We start from the raw sequence: 18149 nt of genomic DNA, 5'->3' as shown, positions 1-18149 counted from the left end.
TTGATGCATAAATTTTTATGTCTATATGAGATATAATATTTTTGTACCAGATTATACTTTATATGCGTATTCTCTTGACGGCTATGGATATTTTAATAAATAAGAGAATTCTAACTAATTTAATTGTTTTCTGAACGTTCGTCTCATTTTATGCTGTTCATGCTCATATCCATTCCATAGTGCTTGTATTGCTTTGTTTTCTTGTAATTCTGGATTAGTTTCTACCACCTCAATACCATTGCGTAAAAAGACTTCATTCATTTCTTTAAAAATAAGTGCAGTTACTCCTTTGTTTTGGTATTCAGGATCTACACCTATAAGATAAAATGCAGCAGTGTCATTTCGACGTTGAGCTTTTAGGATGTGTAAAAAACGAAGGGGATATACTTTTCCGTTCATTTTTTTTAGCGCTTTAGAGAATGATGGCATTACAATCGAAAAAGCGATAAGTTTACCCGTTTTGTCAGCAATACAGGTAATGTATTCTGGATTTAGGTAGGGCAAGTATTTCTTTTTGTACATATCAATTTGATACTGTTGTATTGGTACAAAAGTTTGTAAACTGCTGTATGTTTTGTTAAGTAAATCAAACATATCATCAGCATACTCTAAAAGATCTTTGCTTTTTTTAAATTTAAGTAGTTTTAGCTCATACCTCTCTTTGATTACTTTGGCAAATTTTATTACTTTTTCTTTAGTCTCTTTAGGGACCTTAATTTTATATTCTACCCAAGTTGCTGCTGGTTCAAAATTAAGTTGTTCAAAATGTTCTGCATAATATGGATAATTATACCAGGTAATCATGGTATTCAATTCTTCAAACCCTTTAATAAGAATTCCCGCTTTGTCCATATTTGAAAACCCAACAGGACCTTCCATATATTCGAGGTTGTGCTGAGCCCCAAATTCAGTAACTTTTTGTAAAAGTGCTTTGGTAACTTCTATATCATCTATAACATCAAACCAACCGAAACGTACTTTTGGTTTTTTTTGTTCTTTTACTTCTATCCAGTTTATGATTGCTGCGATTCTACCTACAATTGTATTGCCTTTGTAGGCTAGAAAGTATTTGGCAATTGCATTTTTAAAAACGGGATTCTTGTCGGGATTCATCACCTCGCGCTCCTCTTTGATAATACTCGGAACATAATAAGGGGAATCTTTATATAATGTAAAAGGAAATTTAACAAAGGTGGTTAAATCTCCTTTTGAAGTAATTTCTTTAATCGTAATCATATATCATATCTACTAATAGCACAAATATATAACCCTTTTATAAAATATGGGTAGTAGAAGTGTATCATTTTATGGATCTATTGTGGTAACTAATGTATATTGTCGTTATTAGTTAATATGTTTAATAAAATGAAATGAGGCTATTTATAGGAGGATATAGCTATATATTTATTTTCTTTTAGTAGTACATATTTTTATATCTATTTTTCTCTTTTATGCATATGAGCGGATGGGGGAGTAGGTGTAATTCTAAAAGATAAGAAAGAAGTATTTATTCAACTCTCTATTTCATTAGGTATAAATTATTTAATGAGGTTTTAAGAATTTGTAGAGCATCGAGAGCATATAAAAAAAATATTCCACTGATCATAAATAAATGATCAGTGGAATATAAGGGATACAAATTCTACATAAATTAAGCACAACTATTAGTATCCTTCATTAGTGAAATAATATTTTGTTTGTTGTAAACATTTATTTCACTTCTTGGTATTTGATGTAAGATAATTAGAATTATACAAGCCTATTATAGATTTTGTATTTTCATAATGTATCAGACCAAACTAGCGGTGATTTTAGAAGGCTAATTCAACTCGTCGCTCTTGTTTGATGGCATTAAAAAATTAATGCCTGTTTATTTATTGTACCAGGGTCTATTGGTTGAGACCAGTTCTGGTTCTAATTTCATCTGATTCACTAAGTATTCTAGTTGTATCACTATCTAATTCTATTGACCAAGATGTACTGTGCTTCTATAATTATTTAAACTAGTACTGTCTTGTATGTATTTAAAAATGATAAGATGTAAAAACATACAAGAACAGTAACTAAATTAAAATACCATTAGGTTTAGTAACCAGGGTTTTGAGGTAATAAGTTAGGGTTTCTCTCTAACTCATCTTCTGGTAGTGGTAATAAATAGTCATCCTCGGTAAAGAAAGGCTTTTCACCTTCTAAACCAGAAGCGCTAAATACTTCTGCTCCTATTCTTCTTCTAGCAATATCATACCATCTTTTACCTTCAAAAGCAAGTTCTAATCTTCTTTCTTCTAATACGTCAGCAACAGTAACCGTACCTGTAAGGTCAGCTGGTACATCACTAGCTGGTATAGTAACCTCGATATCAGCACCTGTTTTGGTAGCTCCACCCATTCTTGCTCTTGCTCTTACTTGATTAACATAATCAAGCGCTGATGCATTGTCTCCTAATTCTACCGCAGCTTCTGCTGCAATTAGTAACACTTCTGCATAACGTATCATTGAATAGTTATGACTTGTCGCTCTACCGCTTCCACGTGCAAATGCTCCTGGGTAACGTGCATATTTTGCAATGTATGGGTTGTTTTTAGCATGCTCATGTCCACTTGCTGTAAAATCCGTGTAAAATTTGTACACTTCTTCGTCTTCTCCATCGCCATCTTCATCTATGATCAGATTCGCTTCGTCATCCATACTTACAGCTCTTCTGTAATCACCCGCATCCCATGTTTCATATACAGCAAGAGTAGGAACAGCAACAGACCATCCTCCTCCTTCATTTCTTGCATCTGATCTAATACCTGTCATTGGTGCTATTTGATCATATGCATTATCATCAGCTTCTACATTATTATAATCTAATGAGAATATAGGTTCAGGAGAGCTGTCTATAACGTCTGCATTAAATAAATTTTGGAAATTTGTATCTAAAGCCAATCCATAAGTCCCTGCATTATCAATCACTTCTTCTGCTTCATCAAAAGCTTTTTGCCATTCTCCTTGCGTTAGGTATACTAAGGCTAAATAAGAACTTGCAGCCGCTTTAGAAGGTTGCGCTCTCGAATCTACCGTTTCTGGTAACCATTCTTTTGCATATTTTAAATCTGCAATAATGTTCTCATATACTTCTGCTGCAGGTGTTTTACTGATAGAAATTGCAGCGTCTACATCTGTAACTGTTTCACCAATATAAGGGATATCTCCAAACAATCGTACTAAATGAAAATAGTAAAATGCTCTCGCAAAATATGCTTGTGCCGTTATTGGGTTTTTAGTAGCATCATCCGTAACTACATCTTCAGCTCCCGAAATAGCTAGATTAGCCGCGGCAATACCTTGATATATTCTTTGCCAAAACGGAGCGATCATTCCATTACTCGCTAGTGTAGTCAATTCATTATGTTCTACTCTTCTTGTTTGGCTAGAGGCAAGATCTACCATGTCAGAACGTAACATTAATGCTATAGAAAGTTTCCTTCCCCAAATCTCTTCATTAATAGCATGTGTGAGCGAACCATCAACTGCTTGTTGAATATTATCTGTAGTCTGAAAAAAACCTTCTGGTGATAGCACACCCACGGGTTCTTCTACTAAATCCGAACATCCAACCATTGATACACCGATCAATAAAAGGACTAAATATTTATATAGTTTCATATTATAAAAATGATTATGATTAGAATTTTACATTTACACTGAAATTCACAGATTTGATTGTTGGATAATTTCCAAAATCAAACCCTTTGGCTGTGTTATCTGATACATTGCTACTACCATCATCTCCACCTTCGTCACCAGAATAATTTACTTCCGGATCTAAGCCAGAGTAATCAGTAAAAGTCAATAAGTTTTGCGCACTAACGGTAAGTCTTACTCCCTCTAACCCTAAGTTTTTGATAAGGTCTGAAGGTAGATTATACCCTAAGGCGATGTTTTTAAGTCTTATATAGCTACCATCTTCTACAAAACGAGAAGAAATTTCTCTACTACTATTGTTTCCAACACGAGGAGCATTTGTATTGGTGTTCGTAGGTGTCCACGCACTATAAAAATAGTCTCTAGTTGTATTTGCATCTCCATTAAACAACTGTACATTGGTCAGGTTAAAAATTTCTCCACCTTGAGAACCTTGGAAGAATATATTTAAATCCCAGTTTTTGTAGGTAAAGTTATTCGTAATACCAAACGTATAATCTGGATTTGGATTACCAATGATTTTTCTATCATCTTCAGTAATTTCACCATCAAGAACTCCATCTTCATCAGGAACATCAGTAAATAAAGGATCACCAGCTATACCACCAGCTATAGTTGCAGTACCTGCTGGCAGTGCACCTCCCTGATAAACACCTGCATATTCATACCCCCAAAAAAGACCAACTTCTTCGCCTTCTCTTAGTACATAAGTTCTATCATGACTAAAATAACTTGGTGCAGCATTAAAAAATAAATCTGAACCACTTTCGTTGGCTAGGCTTACCACTTCGTTTTTATTAAACGCTATGTTAAAGTCTGTAGACCAAGAAAAATTGTCATTTGTAATGTTTCTAGTGTTCAAAGAAATTTCAATACCTTTGTTATTGATCTCTCCTACATTGGCTAAGATGTCATCACCTGTGAAACCTAAATATTCAGATAAATTATTATTTATTAAAATTAAGTCTTTCGTATCAATATTATAATAATCAACAGAAAGAGCAATTTTATTATTTAGTAGGCCTAAATCTAAACCAAAGTTTGTTTGGTATGATGATTCCCATTTTAAATCTGGATTAATAGGTTGTTCTGCTGTAATTGCACTAACCGTTTCCCCATTATTAGAAGCGTAAAGAGTTATAAACTTTTCTAAAGATTCGTAAGCTCCAATTGATGGGTTTCCTGTAACACCATAACTTGCTCTTAATTTTAAGTTAGAAATAGTTTCATTATCTGCTAAGAATTGTTCATTTGATATTTTCCAACCGATAGCACCTGATGGAAAGATAGCATATTTTTCATTAGCAGCAAAATTAGAAGCACCATCTCTTCTTACTGTAGCAGTTAATAAGTACTTATCATCATAGTCATAATTCACCCTTCCGAATTGAGACTGAATGATTACTTCTTCTAAAGAAGCATCTGGTCTTAATACATTTGTTGGATCATTCCCTAAACCATAAAATGAAAATGCATCAGACAGAAACCCTGTAGCTTCTGAATAAAAATTTTCAGTAATCGTTCTTTGGTATGAATATCCCCCAAGTAATGTTAAATCACCTTTTCCTATTTCCTTTGAATAGGTCAAGTAATTTTCACTCAAAAGACTTGTTTTGTTATCATGTTCTACCGAAGCTCTTCCGGACACACCTCCCGCTGTTTGTTCTAATATTGATGGTAGATAAATCCCTCTTGTTCTATTTTCAGTACTTAAACCAAATGTAGTTTTAAAAGATAGACCTTCAAATATATCATAATTTGCATAAAAGTTTGCTCTAAAATTATCCGTTTTAGTTTCATCTATTCTTTCTGTAGCAACTGCGAATGGGTTATCAACTGGATCTCCTACAGTATTCCCAGAGTTATAGCTAAGATCACTATTGAATATAGGTTGATCTGGCGCATATCTTAGAGCCAGAGTAATTACATCATCCCCACCTACAGAAACGGTACCATTCGATTGTGTAGCGGCTCCATTTTTTTCGCCTCTACTACCAAAAAGATTCATTCCTAATTTTAATTTATCTGTAACCTGAGCATCAAAGTTTGTCAAGAATGTTCCTCTTTCAAAATCTGAATTAAGCAAGACACCTTCTTGCTTAAAGTAATTCGCAGAAGCATAAAAGTTTGACTTTTCTGTACCTCCAGAGAAGGAAATATTATGATTTGTAGTATTACCAGACTTATATATTTGGTCTTGCCAATCCGTATTTGCAGGTCCTTGTGTGTATGGTACAGCATCTTCTCCATTTGTTAAGGCAACATTACTTCTTACCAAATTTTGATAAAGTGCGAACTCATCTGCATTTAACAAATCTATTTCGTTAGCAGTAGTTTGTACAGCATATGTACTATTAACTTCTACGCTTAGTTTACCTTTTCTACCTTTTTTTGTAGTTACCATAACTACTCCATTAGCCCCTCTAGAACCATATATTGCAGTTGCAGATGCATCTTTTAATACTTCTAAAGACTTAATATCAGTTGCTTGGGGTAGGGTAGCACCAACAAAACCATCTACAACAATAAGTGGTTTACTACTCGCATTAATAGAAGTGTTACCCCTAATTTGTATACTTATCGGAGCTCCTGGTTCACCACCATTGTTAGACTGAACTACTACACCTGCAGCTCTACCTTGTAGAGCTTGAGCAGCATCTAATACCGGAAAAGCATTTAATTCGTCTGTTGTAACAGAAGATACAGATCCTGTAATGTCACTCTTTTTACGTGTACCATACCCAACTACTACGATCTCATCTAATGATTCAGTATCTTCTTGTAAAGCTACATCTTGAACTTGTTGTCCAGTTATCGCAATCGTTTGCGTAGCGAATCCAACATAAGAAAATTGTAATTGATCTCCTGATTTTACGCTTACCGAATATTTTCCGTCAAAATCTGTAACTGCCCCTGTGTTTGACCCCACAACCAAGACACTGATTCCTGGTATTGGTGAGTTGTTTCCGGCAGAGGTTACCGTACCTGTAATATTATAGTTTTCTTGTGCGTAAGAACCAGTACATATAAATAGTAGTAATAGTATACTCCATAGGTTCTTTTGCTTTTTGTGTAATTGTTTCATTGTTTTGTTTTTGTTTTAGACATAAACATCAAAGTTTGTTTAAGACTTTTTTTGATTTGTGTACACGATTGGTTAGTTCATCATTCACATTTACAAAAAAAATGATGTTCGAATGGTTGTTTTTGCAAAGTGCTTTTTTTTAAACAAAAGTGTTTATTATTCTTAAGTACTATAATTTCTCTTTTTTGCTCGAGAAATGATGTAAGAATAATGAAAAAGAAGAGGTCTTACCTAATTCTTTTTGTTTGACTATTAGTTATTTACATAGGCGTGGTGTTTAATTTAGTATTACAATAGGTATATAAATCTTTGAAATGTGTCTTAAGACTGGCTGTAGCTTCTTCTGGGTCTTTATTTTTTATTGCATTTACAATATTTTGATGTTCGTTAACCAAAGTTGTATAATTTACAGGGTCACATATTTTATTACTAACAAAGTTTGTTATAATTTCTGGTGTGATAATTAACATCAAGGAATTGATCACACTATTACAGCTGCCTTCTGATACTTTAAGGTGAAATAAAAGATCTTCATCAACTGCATTTTCTCCTTTTAGGGATTTTTCAATATAGGCTTCATGTGCTTTCTCTATTTGATATAATTGTGTTTCTGTTCTTCGAATTGCTGCTAGCTTTATTGCTTTTGTTTCTAGAATTAATCGAGTTTCTACAAGTGACTTAAAGTCTGGTGCCTGTAAGTGTAGTATGTTAGAAATCATTAGATTAATAGCATCGACACCAATTTTTGAAACAAATGTCCCACTCTTCGGGAATTTTTGTACTAAGCCATAGAATTCTAGTTTTTGTATAGCTAATCGCAATTGATTTCTACTTACCCCAAATTTTTGGGATAATGCTCTTTCTGATGGTAATTTGTCTCCAGGTTCAAGTTGTCTGGTGATAATGAGTTCTCTTATTTGTGAAATCACAGCCTCAACTTCATCCTTGGTGGACAAATGATTACTTTGTGTATTGATTCTCATAATTTTGGTTGGTGGACCAGATTGGTTAACCAATCTGGTCCACCAAATATAAGAGATTTATTTTAACCTAAACACCTTTAGTGTTAAAAAACCAAGATAATATTAAAAAAAAGTTATTTTTTATTCGATTTCATCATTTTTTTAATAATCCATATGTTTTATTGCAAATTGGTGTAGTGTAGTTTTTTTAAAGAAAAATTGAGAGTGTAATGTGTTAGTAATTAAGGTTTAATGTTTGTTTTTGTTAATAGGGTAGTGGTTTTTTGAAAATGATATTCTCGTAGATTTTATGATTTCTATTACGTATAATTGTTAATTTAATCAGAAAACAAACAAAATATTGATGATAATATTTTTAAACAGTTAATTTCTTATGTGTTTATTGTTTTGTGAAGAACTGCTGATTTTTTAATGCGTATATGTGCAGTAGAAATGCTGACTTTTAATATTTTTTTCCCGTTTTAGGTGAGTCGATGTTATGAAAAGTTTATTAAGTAAAAACTTAAAAAGACCAATCGCATAAGATTAGTTATATTAATAGTTTGTGTGATGAAGGTTTGGTAATAAATAACTTTCTGTCTGCTTTTTGTTTGAAATTAATATTTTTTTATTGGATGGGGAGAAGGTAGGTTATTTACCCTAAAATTAAATGGAACGTATTCTTAATGAACGCAATTTTTTCTATTAGTAGGGTAAAGAAAAAGGCCAACACCAAAAAATACTTTTATAAAGTAATGTCCCATAAATTGTGTGAATAAAAAATAGGCGGGTTTTGAAACCCGCCTATTTTTGTTTACCGTAAAAAAAAGGTATTTAGTCTATATTTTGTTACGTAGAAGAAACTTTATTATTACTAATCATTATCTTCATTGTCTCTTTCTTCTTTTGCTCTTTTCTTTTCCTCTTTTGCTCTTTTCTTTTCTTCTTTCTTTCTACGTTTTTCTTCTTCTTTAGCAGCTTTTTCTTGTTCTTTTTGATATTTATCGTACTCGGCATCTACATCCTCTTCTTTCTCTTCCTCTTTTTCCGCTTCAGCCTTTTTCTTCTCTTGCTCTTCCTCCATATTCAGTTCCCTTTCCAATTGCTCTAACTCTTGGAGTTCTTTGTCAATATTATCAAGTTCCTGATCAACGCCTTGTTCTTTTTCTATCTTATCTAACTCTGCATCAATATCGTCGATCATTTTTTGTTTTTCTTTTTCTGCTTGTATTGCAGCTTTCTCTGCTTGTCTTGCTGCTTTAGCTTCACTTTTGAGACGTCTAGCTTCTTCTTTTTTAAATTTCTTACCTTCTTTTTTGGCTATTTTTTCGTTTTCAATGCGTTCACGCTCCAAACGTTCTGCTGTTCTTCTTTCGTCTAAATCCTGTTCTAGAGCATCTCTGAAGCTGTTATCTTCGAATTCATTAATAAACGGAGTTTTTTCTAACTTAAGGCTATCACTTTCTTCATTTCCTCCGATCCTTTCTATTTTCTGAATACCTAAAGAATTCTGCGGGTCAATAATTTCTACATCATCTTTTTCTATTCCAGCCTCTCCTTCTTTTACACCACCTTCTAATCCTGGTTGTTCAATAATCTCATCCTTTTTGTGCCAATCAAATCTGTAGGAGCCTCCAAAACTAAGTGTCCATAAAGACGGGGTATCTTTAAAGTTAAATGCAATATTTGCATCAAATTGTACGTCTTTATTAAATAAATATGCACCCCCAAACCTCATAATGTCATCACTATAAAAATCACTTTTTTGCCCTTGATATTCACCAAAAGCCGCCCATTTGTCATTAATAGTATGTGTCGAAGTGATGATCCATCCAATGATAGGGTCATTGGTAGTTATTTTATCAATAATAAGATTTGTTACCAATACCCAATCGCCACTAATACTTGTAGACCAATTATTCTGAGTCATAATTACTATTTTGGGACTTATTGCGGCATCATCTGGTGCGGTAAATGGGTTGTCGGCCGATACAAAATTAGCTCCTGCATAGGCAGAAACAGCAGGAATCAAACTTTTCCATTTAAACTTATGTTGTGCTTTCCAGCTATTTAGGTCTATAGAATCCTTTTTTGGTCGCTTATAGGGATCATAGATAAGGTATTTAGCGCCAATAGTATTGACTTCAAAATCACTCCTTTTTATTTTTTGTTCGTTAGCCCCTATTGTTTGCGTTATACCGTCAGCTCTAAATTTACCATTAAGTCGTAGTTCTAATTGTTCTATTAATAATCCATATCTAACAGAATAATCAAAATTAAAAACATTGGTTTTAGTATCTAGCAGTTTGTGTTTTTCTTTTCCAAAACCAAGACCACCTTCTAATTGAAGTACATTATTACCTACAGAGAAAGCTCCTTGGGATGTTCCTGGTCTATTGGTATTAATCTTTTCTGTATACTGCGCAGAAAGAGTAATGCCGACTAGAAAAAAAGGCAGGAGTAATAGGACAGACTTAGGGCTCATAGTCAAAATATTTGTTTCAAATATAGTAGATTTTATTATTTTTTTAAGGTTGTCTTTATGTAATTGTATATAGAGTTCATTATTTTTGAAAAAAAATGATATGCAAGAAGCTTCGTTGCAGGGGGTATTGAAAATAATTCTCATTATAGCATTAATATATTATGGGCTTAAAGTAGTAACGCGAATATTTGGTCCTCTATTGCTTAAATATGTAACAAAGAAGGCTGGAGAAAAGTTTAAACAACGATTTGAACAGTATCAAGAGCCCGAATATTCTCAAGAAGGTGAAGTAACCATAGAAAAAAAATCAAAATCAACTTCTTCGAATAAAGATGTGGGAGAGTATATCGATTATGAGGAAATTGATTAATTTGGTCCTTTATTTTGTAAACCCACACAAATCATGTCTTTAATCAAAAGATTTTTACCTCACATTCTTGTAATTGTAGGCTTTATTATTATTTCTTTATTATATTTTAACCCTGTTCTTAGTGGTAAAATGTTGTATCAGAGTGATATAAAGTTGTATGAAGGAATGGCAAAACAACAAAAAGATCACCGAGAACAAACAGGAGAAGAAACATATTGGAATAACGCTGCCTACGGAGGAATGCCTACATATCAGCTCGGAGCAAGATTTCCTCATGATTATATGGATAAACTGGATCGTTTAATCCGTTTTTTACCAAGACCGGCAGATTACTTGTTTTTATATCTGGTTTCTTTTTATGTGTTGTTACTGGTTATGAGAATTCCATGGAAAATTGCTATTCTAGGAGCACTGGCTTTTGGTTTTTCTGCTTATCTCATCATTATCATAGGGGTAGGCCATAATTCTAAAGCACATGCAATTGCATATTTTCCGTTGGTTATAGCCGGAATTTTATTGGTTTTTCAGAAAAAATACATTTGGGGATTTTTACTTACAGCATTTGCCATGGGATTAGAGATACAGGCAAATCATTATCAGATGACCTATTACCTGGGGCTATTAACATTGGTAATTGGGATTTCATTTTTTATAGATGCTTATAGAAAAAAGCTGCTTCCTCATTTTTTTAAATCGGTAGGTGTTTTGATTGGAGCAGCGTTGTTAGGGTTGGCAACCAATGCGACTACCTTATTATCTACGTCAGAATACGTAGATACGAGTATACGCGGTAAAAACCTTCTAGTTGATGCTAATGCTACTGCTTCAGAAAAAAATGGACTCGATTATGAGTATATTACAGAATATAGTTACGGTAAATTAGAATCCTTAAACCTTTTTGTACCCAAATTGATGGGATTAGGTAGAGCTTCTGATTTGGGTACTGAGTCTGCTTTTTATCAAAAATTAATAGCATTAGGGCAGCCAAGAGAACAAGCACAATATTATAGTGATGTAACAGGATTATATTGGGGGGCACAGCCTTTTGTAGAGGCACCGCCATATCTAGGGATTACCGTGGTATTTTTGGCGTTATTGGGATTACTGTTGGTCGAAGGTCGATTACGTTGGTGGTTATTGGCAGGAATGATCTTATCTCTAACATTGAGTTGGGGAAAGAATTTTGAGTTTTTGACTCGGTTTTTTATAGAGTATATGCCGTTTTATAACAAATTTAGGGCGGTATCAAGTATCCAGGTGATTTTAGAATTGCTAGTACCTATTGCGGCTGTATTTGGGATACATCGATTGTTTAATGATAAAATCCCTTTTGAAGAAAAACAAAAGAAGTTTTTCATTGCCTTAGGTGTTTTTGGAGGATTGTGTACCATATTTTGGTTATTTGGAGGAAATCTATTTGGTTTTAAATCTCCATCAGAAGTTCAGTTAGCAATTGAGCAACCAATGATTTTTGACGCAATAAAGGAGGATAGAATTACAATAATGAAAAGCGATAGCCTTCGTTCTCTTTTGTTTGTACTGCTAACAGGAGGTGTTTTGTGGTTTACTTTAAAAAAGAAACTTTCAGAAAATATAGCCTTGGTGTGCATTGGTGTATTGATCGTGGTAGATTTGGTTGGTGTTGATAGGAGAAGCGTTAATGAAGAGGGGTTTATATCTAAGCGTGAGTATAAGAATTATTTTCAAGCGACAGCGGTCGATAAAGAAATTTTAAAAGACAAGTCGTATTATAGAGTTCTTGATCAAGCAAGAGGATTTAATAACTCTCATACAAATTACTTTTTTAATTCTGTGAATGGATATACAGCTGTGCGTCCGAGAAAAATGGAAGATATCTATTATGGTCATATTGCCAAAGGAAACTTGCAGGTGATTAATATGCTCAACGTCAAATATGTGATACAACAAAATGAAAAGGGGCAATTAGATGTTCAGCAAAATCCTGCGGCCAACGGTGCAGCTTGGTTTATAGAAGAATTAAAGTTTGTAGATGATTATAAGTCTGAGTTTGAGTCATTAGAAACTATAGACTCAAAAAAGACAGCGGTATTACGTAAGAAATATCAAAGTGATTTTAATGATTTCATGATACTAAAAGATAGTGTTTCTACGGTATCTATTTCTAAGACCTTACCTGATCATCTTGTGTATAACGTCTATGCAAATCAACCCGGTTTTCTTGTTTTTTCTGAGACCTATTACAAAGATGGATGGAAAGCCACAATAGATGGAGAAGAGTTGCCAATATATCCTGTTGATTATATGCTTAGAGGAGTCAAAGTACCTAAAGGTAAGCATACATTAGAATTTACTTTCGAACCACAGGTAGTCAAAACAGGTAGTGCAATTACATTAATGAGTTCTATATTGTTGATTTTTTTGGTTTTAGGAGGTCTGTTCTTTGAGTATAGAAATCAAAAACCAGTAGGTTCTGCTGAAGAGAAATAAGAGAATAGTCTTGAAAGTTCTTATCATTACATATTATTGGCCGCCAGCAGGTGGCCCTGGAGTACAGCGATGGCTCAAGTTTGTAAAATACCTTAGAGAGTTCGATATCGAACCGGTATTATATATTCCTGAAAACCCAACATATCCATTACATGATGAGTCGTTGGTTTCTGAAATTGATGAAGAGATCACAATTTTAAAACATCCTATTTTTGAACCGTATAGTTTTGCTCGGTTTTTTTCAAGAAAGGAAACCAAAACAATTAGTAAAGGTATTATTTCAGATACCGAACGACAGTCCTGGATTCAAAAAGTATTACTCTATATCAGGGGGAACTTTTTTATTCCTGATGCGCGAAAATTTTGGGTTACTCCCTCAGTCAAGTATCTAGAAAAATACATTTCTAATCATAAGATACAGACTATTATTACAACAGGACCACCTCATAGTGTACATTTAATAGGTGAGAAATTGAAAAAACAAACCGGAGTAAAGTGGCTAGCAGATTTTAGAGATCCATGGACTACCATAGGCTATCAGTCAAAATTGAAACTTACCAAAAGCTCCCAACAGAAACATAAAAATCTCGAAAAAGAAGTACTGGATACTGCAAATCACATTATTGTTACCAGTTTTAGAACCCAAGAAGAATTTAGAGAGATAACGAATACCAATGTATCTGTTATTACCAATGGATATGATATTGAGAAAGTAGAAAGTGATGTCTTAGACAGTATCTTCACTATTTCTCATATAGGGTCTTTACTATCTGGTAGAAATCCTAAAAAACTTTGGAAAGCTTTATTTGAATTAACTCATGAATATCCTGATTTTGCTGATGTATTTCGGTTACAACTGGTAGGAGCGGTAAGTGAAGATGTATTGATGTCAATCAAAGAAGCTGGATTGTCTGATTTTTTAATTGTTAAGGGGTATGTTGCGCATGCAGAAGCTATCAAAATTCAACGTAGTTCGCAAGTATTGGTATTAATAGAGATTGATAGTGAGGATACTAGATGTATTATTCCGGGTAAGTTATTTGAATATATGGTATCCCAAAGACCAATTTTGGCACTTGGACCCAAAGATGCTGATGTGTCAAGGCTTCTGAAAGAAACCAATGCAGGGACATTTTTTGAATATCACGAATATGAAGAGATTAAAAATCAAATTCTTGACTATTTTAAAAGTTTTCAGGAAGGAGAATTAGCATCTCAAGTTTTGGACATCAAAAAGTACAGTAGGAGGGAACTCACTAGGAAACTCGCTGACCTAATAAAAACATTGTAAATCATATCTTTTTTATTGAAGACCTAATGCTTAATTTTGGGTAATATTATGGGAGTAGTAGTTAATCAAACTATAAAAAATGTCATTGTCACCTGCCTTGGATTTGGCATCGGTGCTATCAATACATTATTTTTGTTTACCAATTTTATGCAAGAAGAGTATTATGGCTTGATAATGTTCCTTTTATCTACTGCTAGTCTTGTTTGGCCTTTGATGGCTTTTGGGGTACATAATACATTAGTTAAGTTTTTCTCTTCATATACAGATACACAGCAGCAGGATCGATTTTTGACCCTGGTTCTTTTTTTGCCTATTGGTATGGCTCTTTTTTTAGGAGTTTTTGGAACTTTATTTTATAAGAGTATTCTTGAATTTTTGAGCAAAAAAAACACTATCGTCGCACCTTATGTTTGGGCAATATTTGTTTTGGCTTTTGCAATGTCTTACTTTGAAGTATTTTTTGCATGGTCAAAAGTAAAACTGAAAAGTGTTTTCGGAAACCTGATGAAAGAATTGTTTTTAAGAGTCTGCACTAGTATTCTATTACTGTTACTTTATTATCAAGTATTGTCTGTACGTCAATTTATATATTTTATGGTAGGTGCCTATGTAGTGAGAATGATTATTATGAAATTCTATGCTTTTAGATTACACCCACTGAAATTACGATTTAGATTGCCAAATAATTATAAGGTTGTTCTGCAGTACTCTCTACTGATTTTGATTGCTGGTTCGGTGGCCACTTTATTACTTGATTTGGATAAAACTATGATAGGATATTATTTACCTATAGAAAATGTAGCAAAATATGGTATGTGTGGGTTTATAGCAAGTGTAATTATAATTCCATCTCGTGCAATGCATCAGATAACCTATCCCTTAACCGCAAAGTTAATAAACGAAAAATCGATGGACCAGTTGCATGTACTATATAAAAAAAGTTCAATTAACCTGTTGATAACTAGCGGTTTGTTGTTTGTTCTTATTTTGTGTAATGTGAATCAGCTTTTCGAAATTATTCCTGACCAATACGAGTTATTAATTTGGATCATTATTTTGATAGGAAGCGCAAAACTCTTTGATAATACATTGGGTAATACGAATTCTATTCTTTTTTGCTCTGATTATTATAGACTTGTTTTGTTTATAGGAATTGGTATCGCAGTTTTGGCTTTTGTATTAAATACTATTTTTATCACCACATATGGAATTACAGGAGCAGGTATTGCTACTTTTTTGACGATCGTATGTTATAATATAATTAAACTATTTATCGTATATACGAAGTTTAGGATTCATCCATTTTCGCCTAAGACCTGGCTAGGACTGTTAATAGTTTTGATATTTGTTTTTGGGTTTTACTTTTGGGATCTGCCATTTTATCCTCTAGTTAATATAGCAATTAAAAGTATCTTAATCGGAATATGCTATACAGCAGTTTTATATGTCTTGAAAGTTTCTGAAGACGTAAATGTGCTTATCAAAAATTTCATTCAAAAAATTTGGGTTAAGTAAGTAGCTAGCTCTCAAAATTGATTTAATTCCTTTGGTACTATTTATTTTCTAAGTTCTTAAAAGTCTTTTTCAATACAATCAATTTCTGCTGTATGACTTTGCTTTTAATCTCCAGTTGTTTCATTACGATTCATATCTATGTCATAATAAAGAAATAATAATAAAAAAAGAAAATCCCTCAAGGTGCTAAGCATACAACTATGAGGGATTTTCCAACTAACCAACCAAAAAAATAAATTTCTTATACTACTTCTAGTTTTCTTTTACATAAATAGAAGCTTATCTAGTTCTTCTATATGTAGAAGATGTGCTTTTTTGTTTGCTTTTATTTGATGTGTTCCTTGTACTACTTGTATTAGAACTTTTTCTTGTCGTATTTCTAGAATAGTTGTTTTTTGAACTCTTTTGAGGCTGACTTACTCTTGCCACAGATTTTTGAGTTCTACTATTTGTATTTCCTTGATATCTTGATCTGTTCGCATTAGATCCATTAGATACAACATTTCTTGATCGTTGTGTTGTTTGCGTACCTTGCTTATTTTGATTAGTTCGGTTTATTGTACGGGTTCTCGTATTCGGAGTTACCTTTCTGGTAGTACTAACCGTTCTTCCCGTGTTATTATTTGTTCTCGTTTTAGTAACCGTTCTATTAGGAGTAGTATAATTTCTACTTCTGTTTACATTGTTTGTATTCTGTTGTTGAGATCTACTTCTGTTTACATTGTTCGTAGTATACTGACGAGATCTGCTACGGTTTATTTTGTTAAAATTTTGATCATTTCTTTTATACATAGAAGTTCTATGATTTCTAGTTCTATAGGCTATATTTCTTGCATTAGAAACTCTATATCCTCTATTATAACTCGATACTCTATTATTAGGTCTATAGTAGGTACGACTTCTATATGGTCGTTGGTAGTATCCAGTATGATAGTTTCTTCTGTATACATTATAAGAACATCTATAAGGTGTATAATATCTTCTATATGGTCTGTTGTATACAATACATCTGGCAGCTATCGGAGCTCTAAAATAGGCGTGAAATGGTCTGTATACATAATGTCTGTTAAAATCATTGATATATCCAGTAAAGTTGATAAAGTTTCCGAAGTTATTGTAATGAACATATAAACCACCTACTCTAGATACACGTCCGAAGTTGTTATAGTTAATATAAATATCTCCGGCTTGTATAATCCTACCATAGTAATCATAAAATACAGGAACATTTTCTATCTGTACAACAGCTCCATAATCATCATACTGTACATATGGGTCATAGTTGTATCCTGAATTAAAACTTATGTTTACATTTGGGGTATTGACACCGATGTTAACACCACCTCTTGATCCATTAAGGTAAAAATCAAATTGTCCATCTGCATAAACAGAGAAATCAACCCCACCTTCGGTAAATATAAATGAGTTACCATTGTTATTATATCGAGTAAAAGACTCGCTGTTTGTTTCTGTGGCTGTAGCTGAAAAAGAAGCTAATAAGAAGCCAGTAAAAAGTACTATAAGATTTTTCATAATTTTTGATTTTAGAGGAGCAACTTAATTTTTATATTTTGTTACTCACTTGTATAGTATCAAGCAGCGTGCCAAAAATTTAAATAATTGATTTTGAGTGTTTTGAAAAGTTGTTGTTGTGAAAGAGAATATATTTAATAAAAATTTTCTATGAAGAAAAGGATGGGTATTCGGGGGTAATGAGATGTTATATTAATACTTGTTCGTTGGTATTTGAGTTTTTGAAGTAACTCAAAAGGCACTATTTTTATATATGTGAAGATGAAAAAATATAATTTTAGCAGTGCCCTATTTAAATATAGGAAGGAAAAGCAATTTTATTAAGGGTGTGATTCTCTTTTTAATACTATTAATAATTTTCTCTGAGAGCAGATAAGCACTTTCGTCCTACCCAAAACACTTTCTACTCTCGAGAGAGAAATTATACTGTATTCATATTTTTAAGATTATACTTAATCTATATATATGATGCAGTTTTTAAAAAATATAACAAGAATGTATTGAGTTTTTTACCCCAAATAGGATCGCATCTATATTTTCCAAATTTCGTTGTCTGTTTTTATTAAAGAACTTCATACATAGCGAACAATTTTTGACAATAGATACTTATTATATAATATTGTTGACATATATTTTTTTGCTAAACAGTGTTTAGGTAAATTTCGTGGTATTAATAATAAAAAACCAGCTACATTGCTGTAACTGGTTTTTATCATTACTTTGTCTTGTCCTGAAATAGCGTTACAATT

The 18149-nt window shown here is 32.9% G+C and carries 10 protein-coding genes; 4 read left to right on the top strand and 6 right to left on the bottom strand.

Features of this window, described 5'->3' with window-relative positions:
- Positions 1 to 114: 114 nt before the first annotated feature.
- The 5 genes from DZ60_RS0108325 to DZ60_RS24135 form a co-directional block, all read right to left on the bottom strand.
- Complete coding sequence (locus DZ60_RS0108325) at positions 115 to 1236, bottom strand: GNAT family N-acetyltransferase (RefSeq protein WP_025741630.1); 1122 nt, start codon at positions 1234 to 1236, stop codon at positions 115 to 117.
- An 849-nt stretch (positions 1237 to 2085) separates the two neighbouring features.
- Positions 2086 to 3651 (bottom strand): RagB/SusD family nutrient uptake outer membrane protein, encoded by a 1566-nt coding sequence (locus tag DZ60_RS0108320; protein ID WP_025741629.1) that lies wholly within the window; start codon positions 3649 to 3651, stop codon positions 2086 to 2088.
- A 19-nt stretch (positions 3652 to 3670) separates the two neighbouring features.
- The gene (locus DZ60_RS0108315; RefSeq protein WP_025741628.1) at positions 3671 to 6775 is read right to left on the bottom strand and encodes a SusC/RagA family TonB-linked outer membrane protein; all 3105 of its coding nucleotides are present in this window, start codon (positions 6773 to 6775) and stop codon (positions 3671 to 3673) included.
- A 260-nt stretch (positions 6776 to 7035) separates the two neighbouring features.
- A complete protein-coding gene (locus DZ60_RS0108310; RefSeq protein WP_025741627.1) occupies positions 7036 to 7758 on the bottom strand; it encodes a FadR/GntR family transcriptional regulator in 723 nt (240 codons plus the stop codon).
- An 853-nt stretch (positions 7759 to 8611) separates the two neighbouring features.
- On the bottom strand, positions 8612 to 10222 hold the full coding sequence (locus DZ60_RS24135) for a transporter (protein ID WP_025741626.1): 1611 nt from the start codon (positions 10220 to 10222) through the stop codon (positions 8612 to 8614).
- An 85-nt stretch (positions 10223 to 10307) separates the two neighbouring features.
- On the opposite strand from DZ60_RS24135, the gene DZ60_RS0108300 reads away from it, so the two are divergent.
- From DZ60_RS0108300 to DZ60_RS0108285, 4 genes are read left to right on the top strand one after another with little or no spacing between them, the layout of a single operon-like run.
- The gene (locus DZ60_RS0108300; protein ID WP_241448733.1) at positions 10308 to 10592 is read left to right on the top strand and encodes a DUF4834 family protein; all 285 of its coding nucleotides are present in this window, start codon (positions 10308 to 10310) and stop codon (positions 10590 to 10592) included.
- 33 nt (positions 10593 to 10625) lie between these two features.
- Positions 10626 to 13061, top strand: a complete 2436-nt coding sequence (locus DZ60_RS0108295; RefSeq protein WP_034229169.1) for a YfhO family protein — start codon at positions 10626 to 10628, stop codon at positions 13059 to 13061.
- 4 nt (positions 13062 to 13065) lie between these two features.
- Entirely contained in the window at positions 13066 to 14352 is a 1287-nt protein-coding gene (locus tag DZ60_RS0108290; protein WP_034229168.1) for a glycosyltransferase family 4 protein, read from the top strand.
- 48 nt (positions 14353 to 14400) lie between these two features.
- Entirely contained in the window at positions 14401 to 15867 is a 1467-nt protein-coding gene (locus DZ60_RS0108285) for an oligosaccharide flippase family protein (protein WP_025741622.1), read from the top strand.
- Between the two features lie 279 nt (positions 15868 to 16146).
- On the opposite strand, the gene DZ60_RS0108280 is transcribed toward DZ60_RS0108285, so the two are convergent.
- A complete protein-coding gene (locus tag DZ60_RS0108280) occupies positions 16147 to 17400 on the bottom strand; it encodes a hypothetical protein (protein WP_025741621.1) in 1254 nt (417 codons plus the stop codon).
- Positions 17401 to 18149 lie beyond the last annotated feature (749 nt).

Origin of the sequence: Aquimarina pacifica, assembly GCF_000520955.1 — a bacterium.
GTDB classification, from domain to species: domain Bacteria; phylum Bacteroidota; class Bacteroidia; order Flavobacteriales; family Flavobacteriaceae; genus Aquimarina; species Aquimarina pacifica.
The sequence above is the reverse complement of the archived record's forward strand: the minus strand, read 5'-3'. Positions and strand labels throughout refer to the sequence as shown.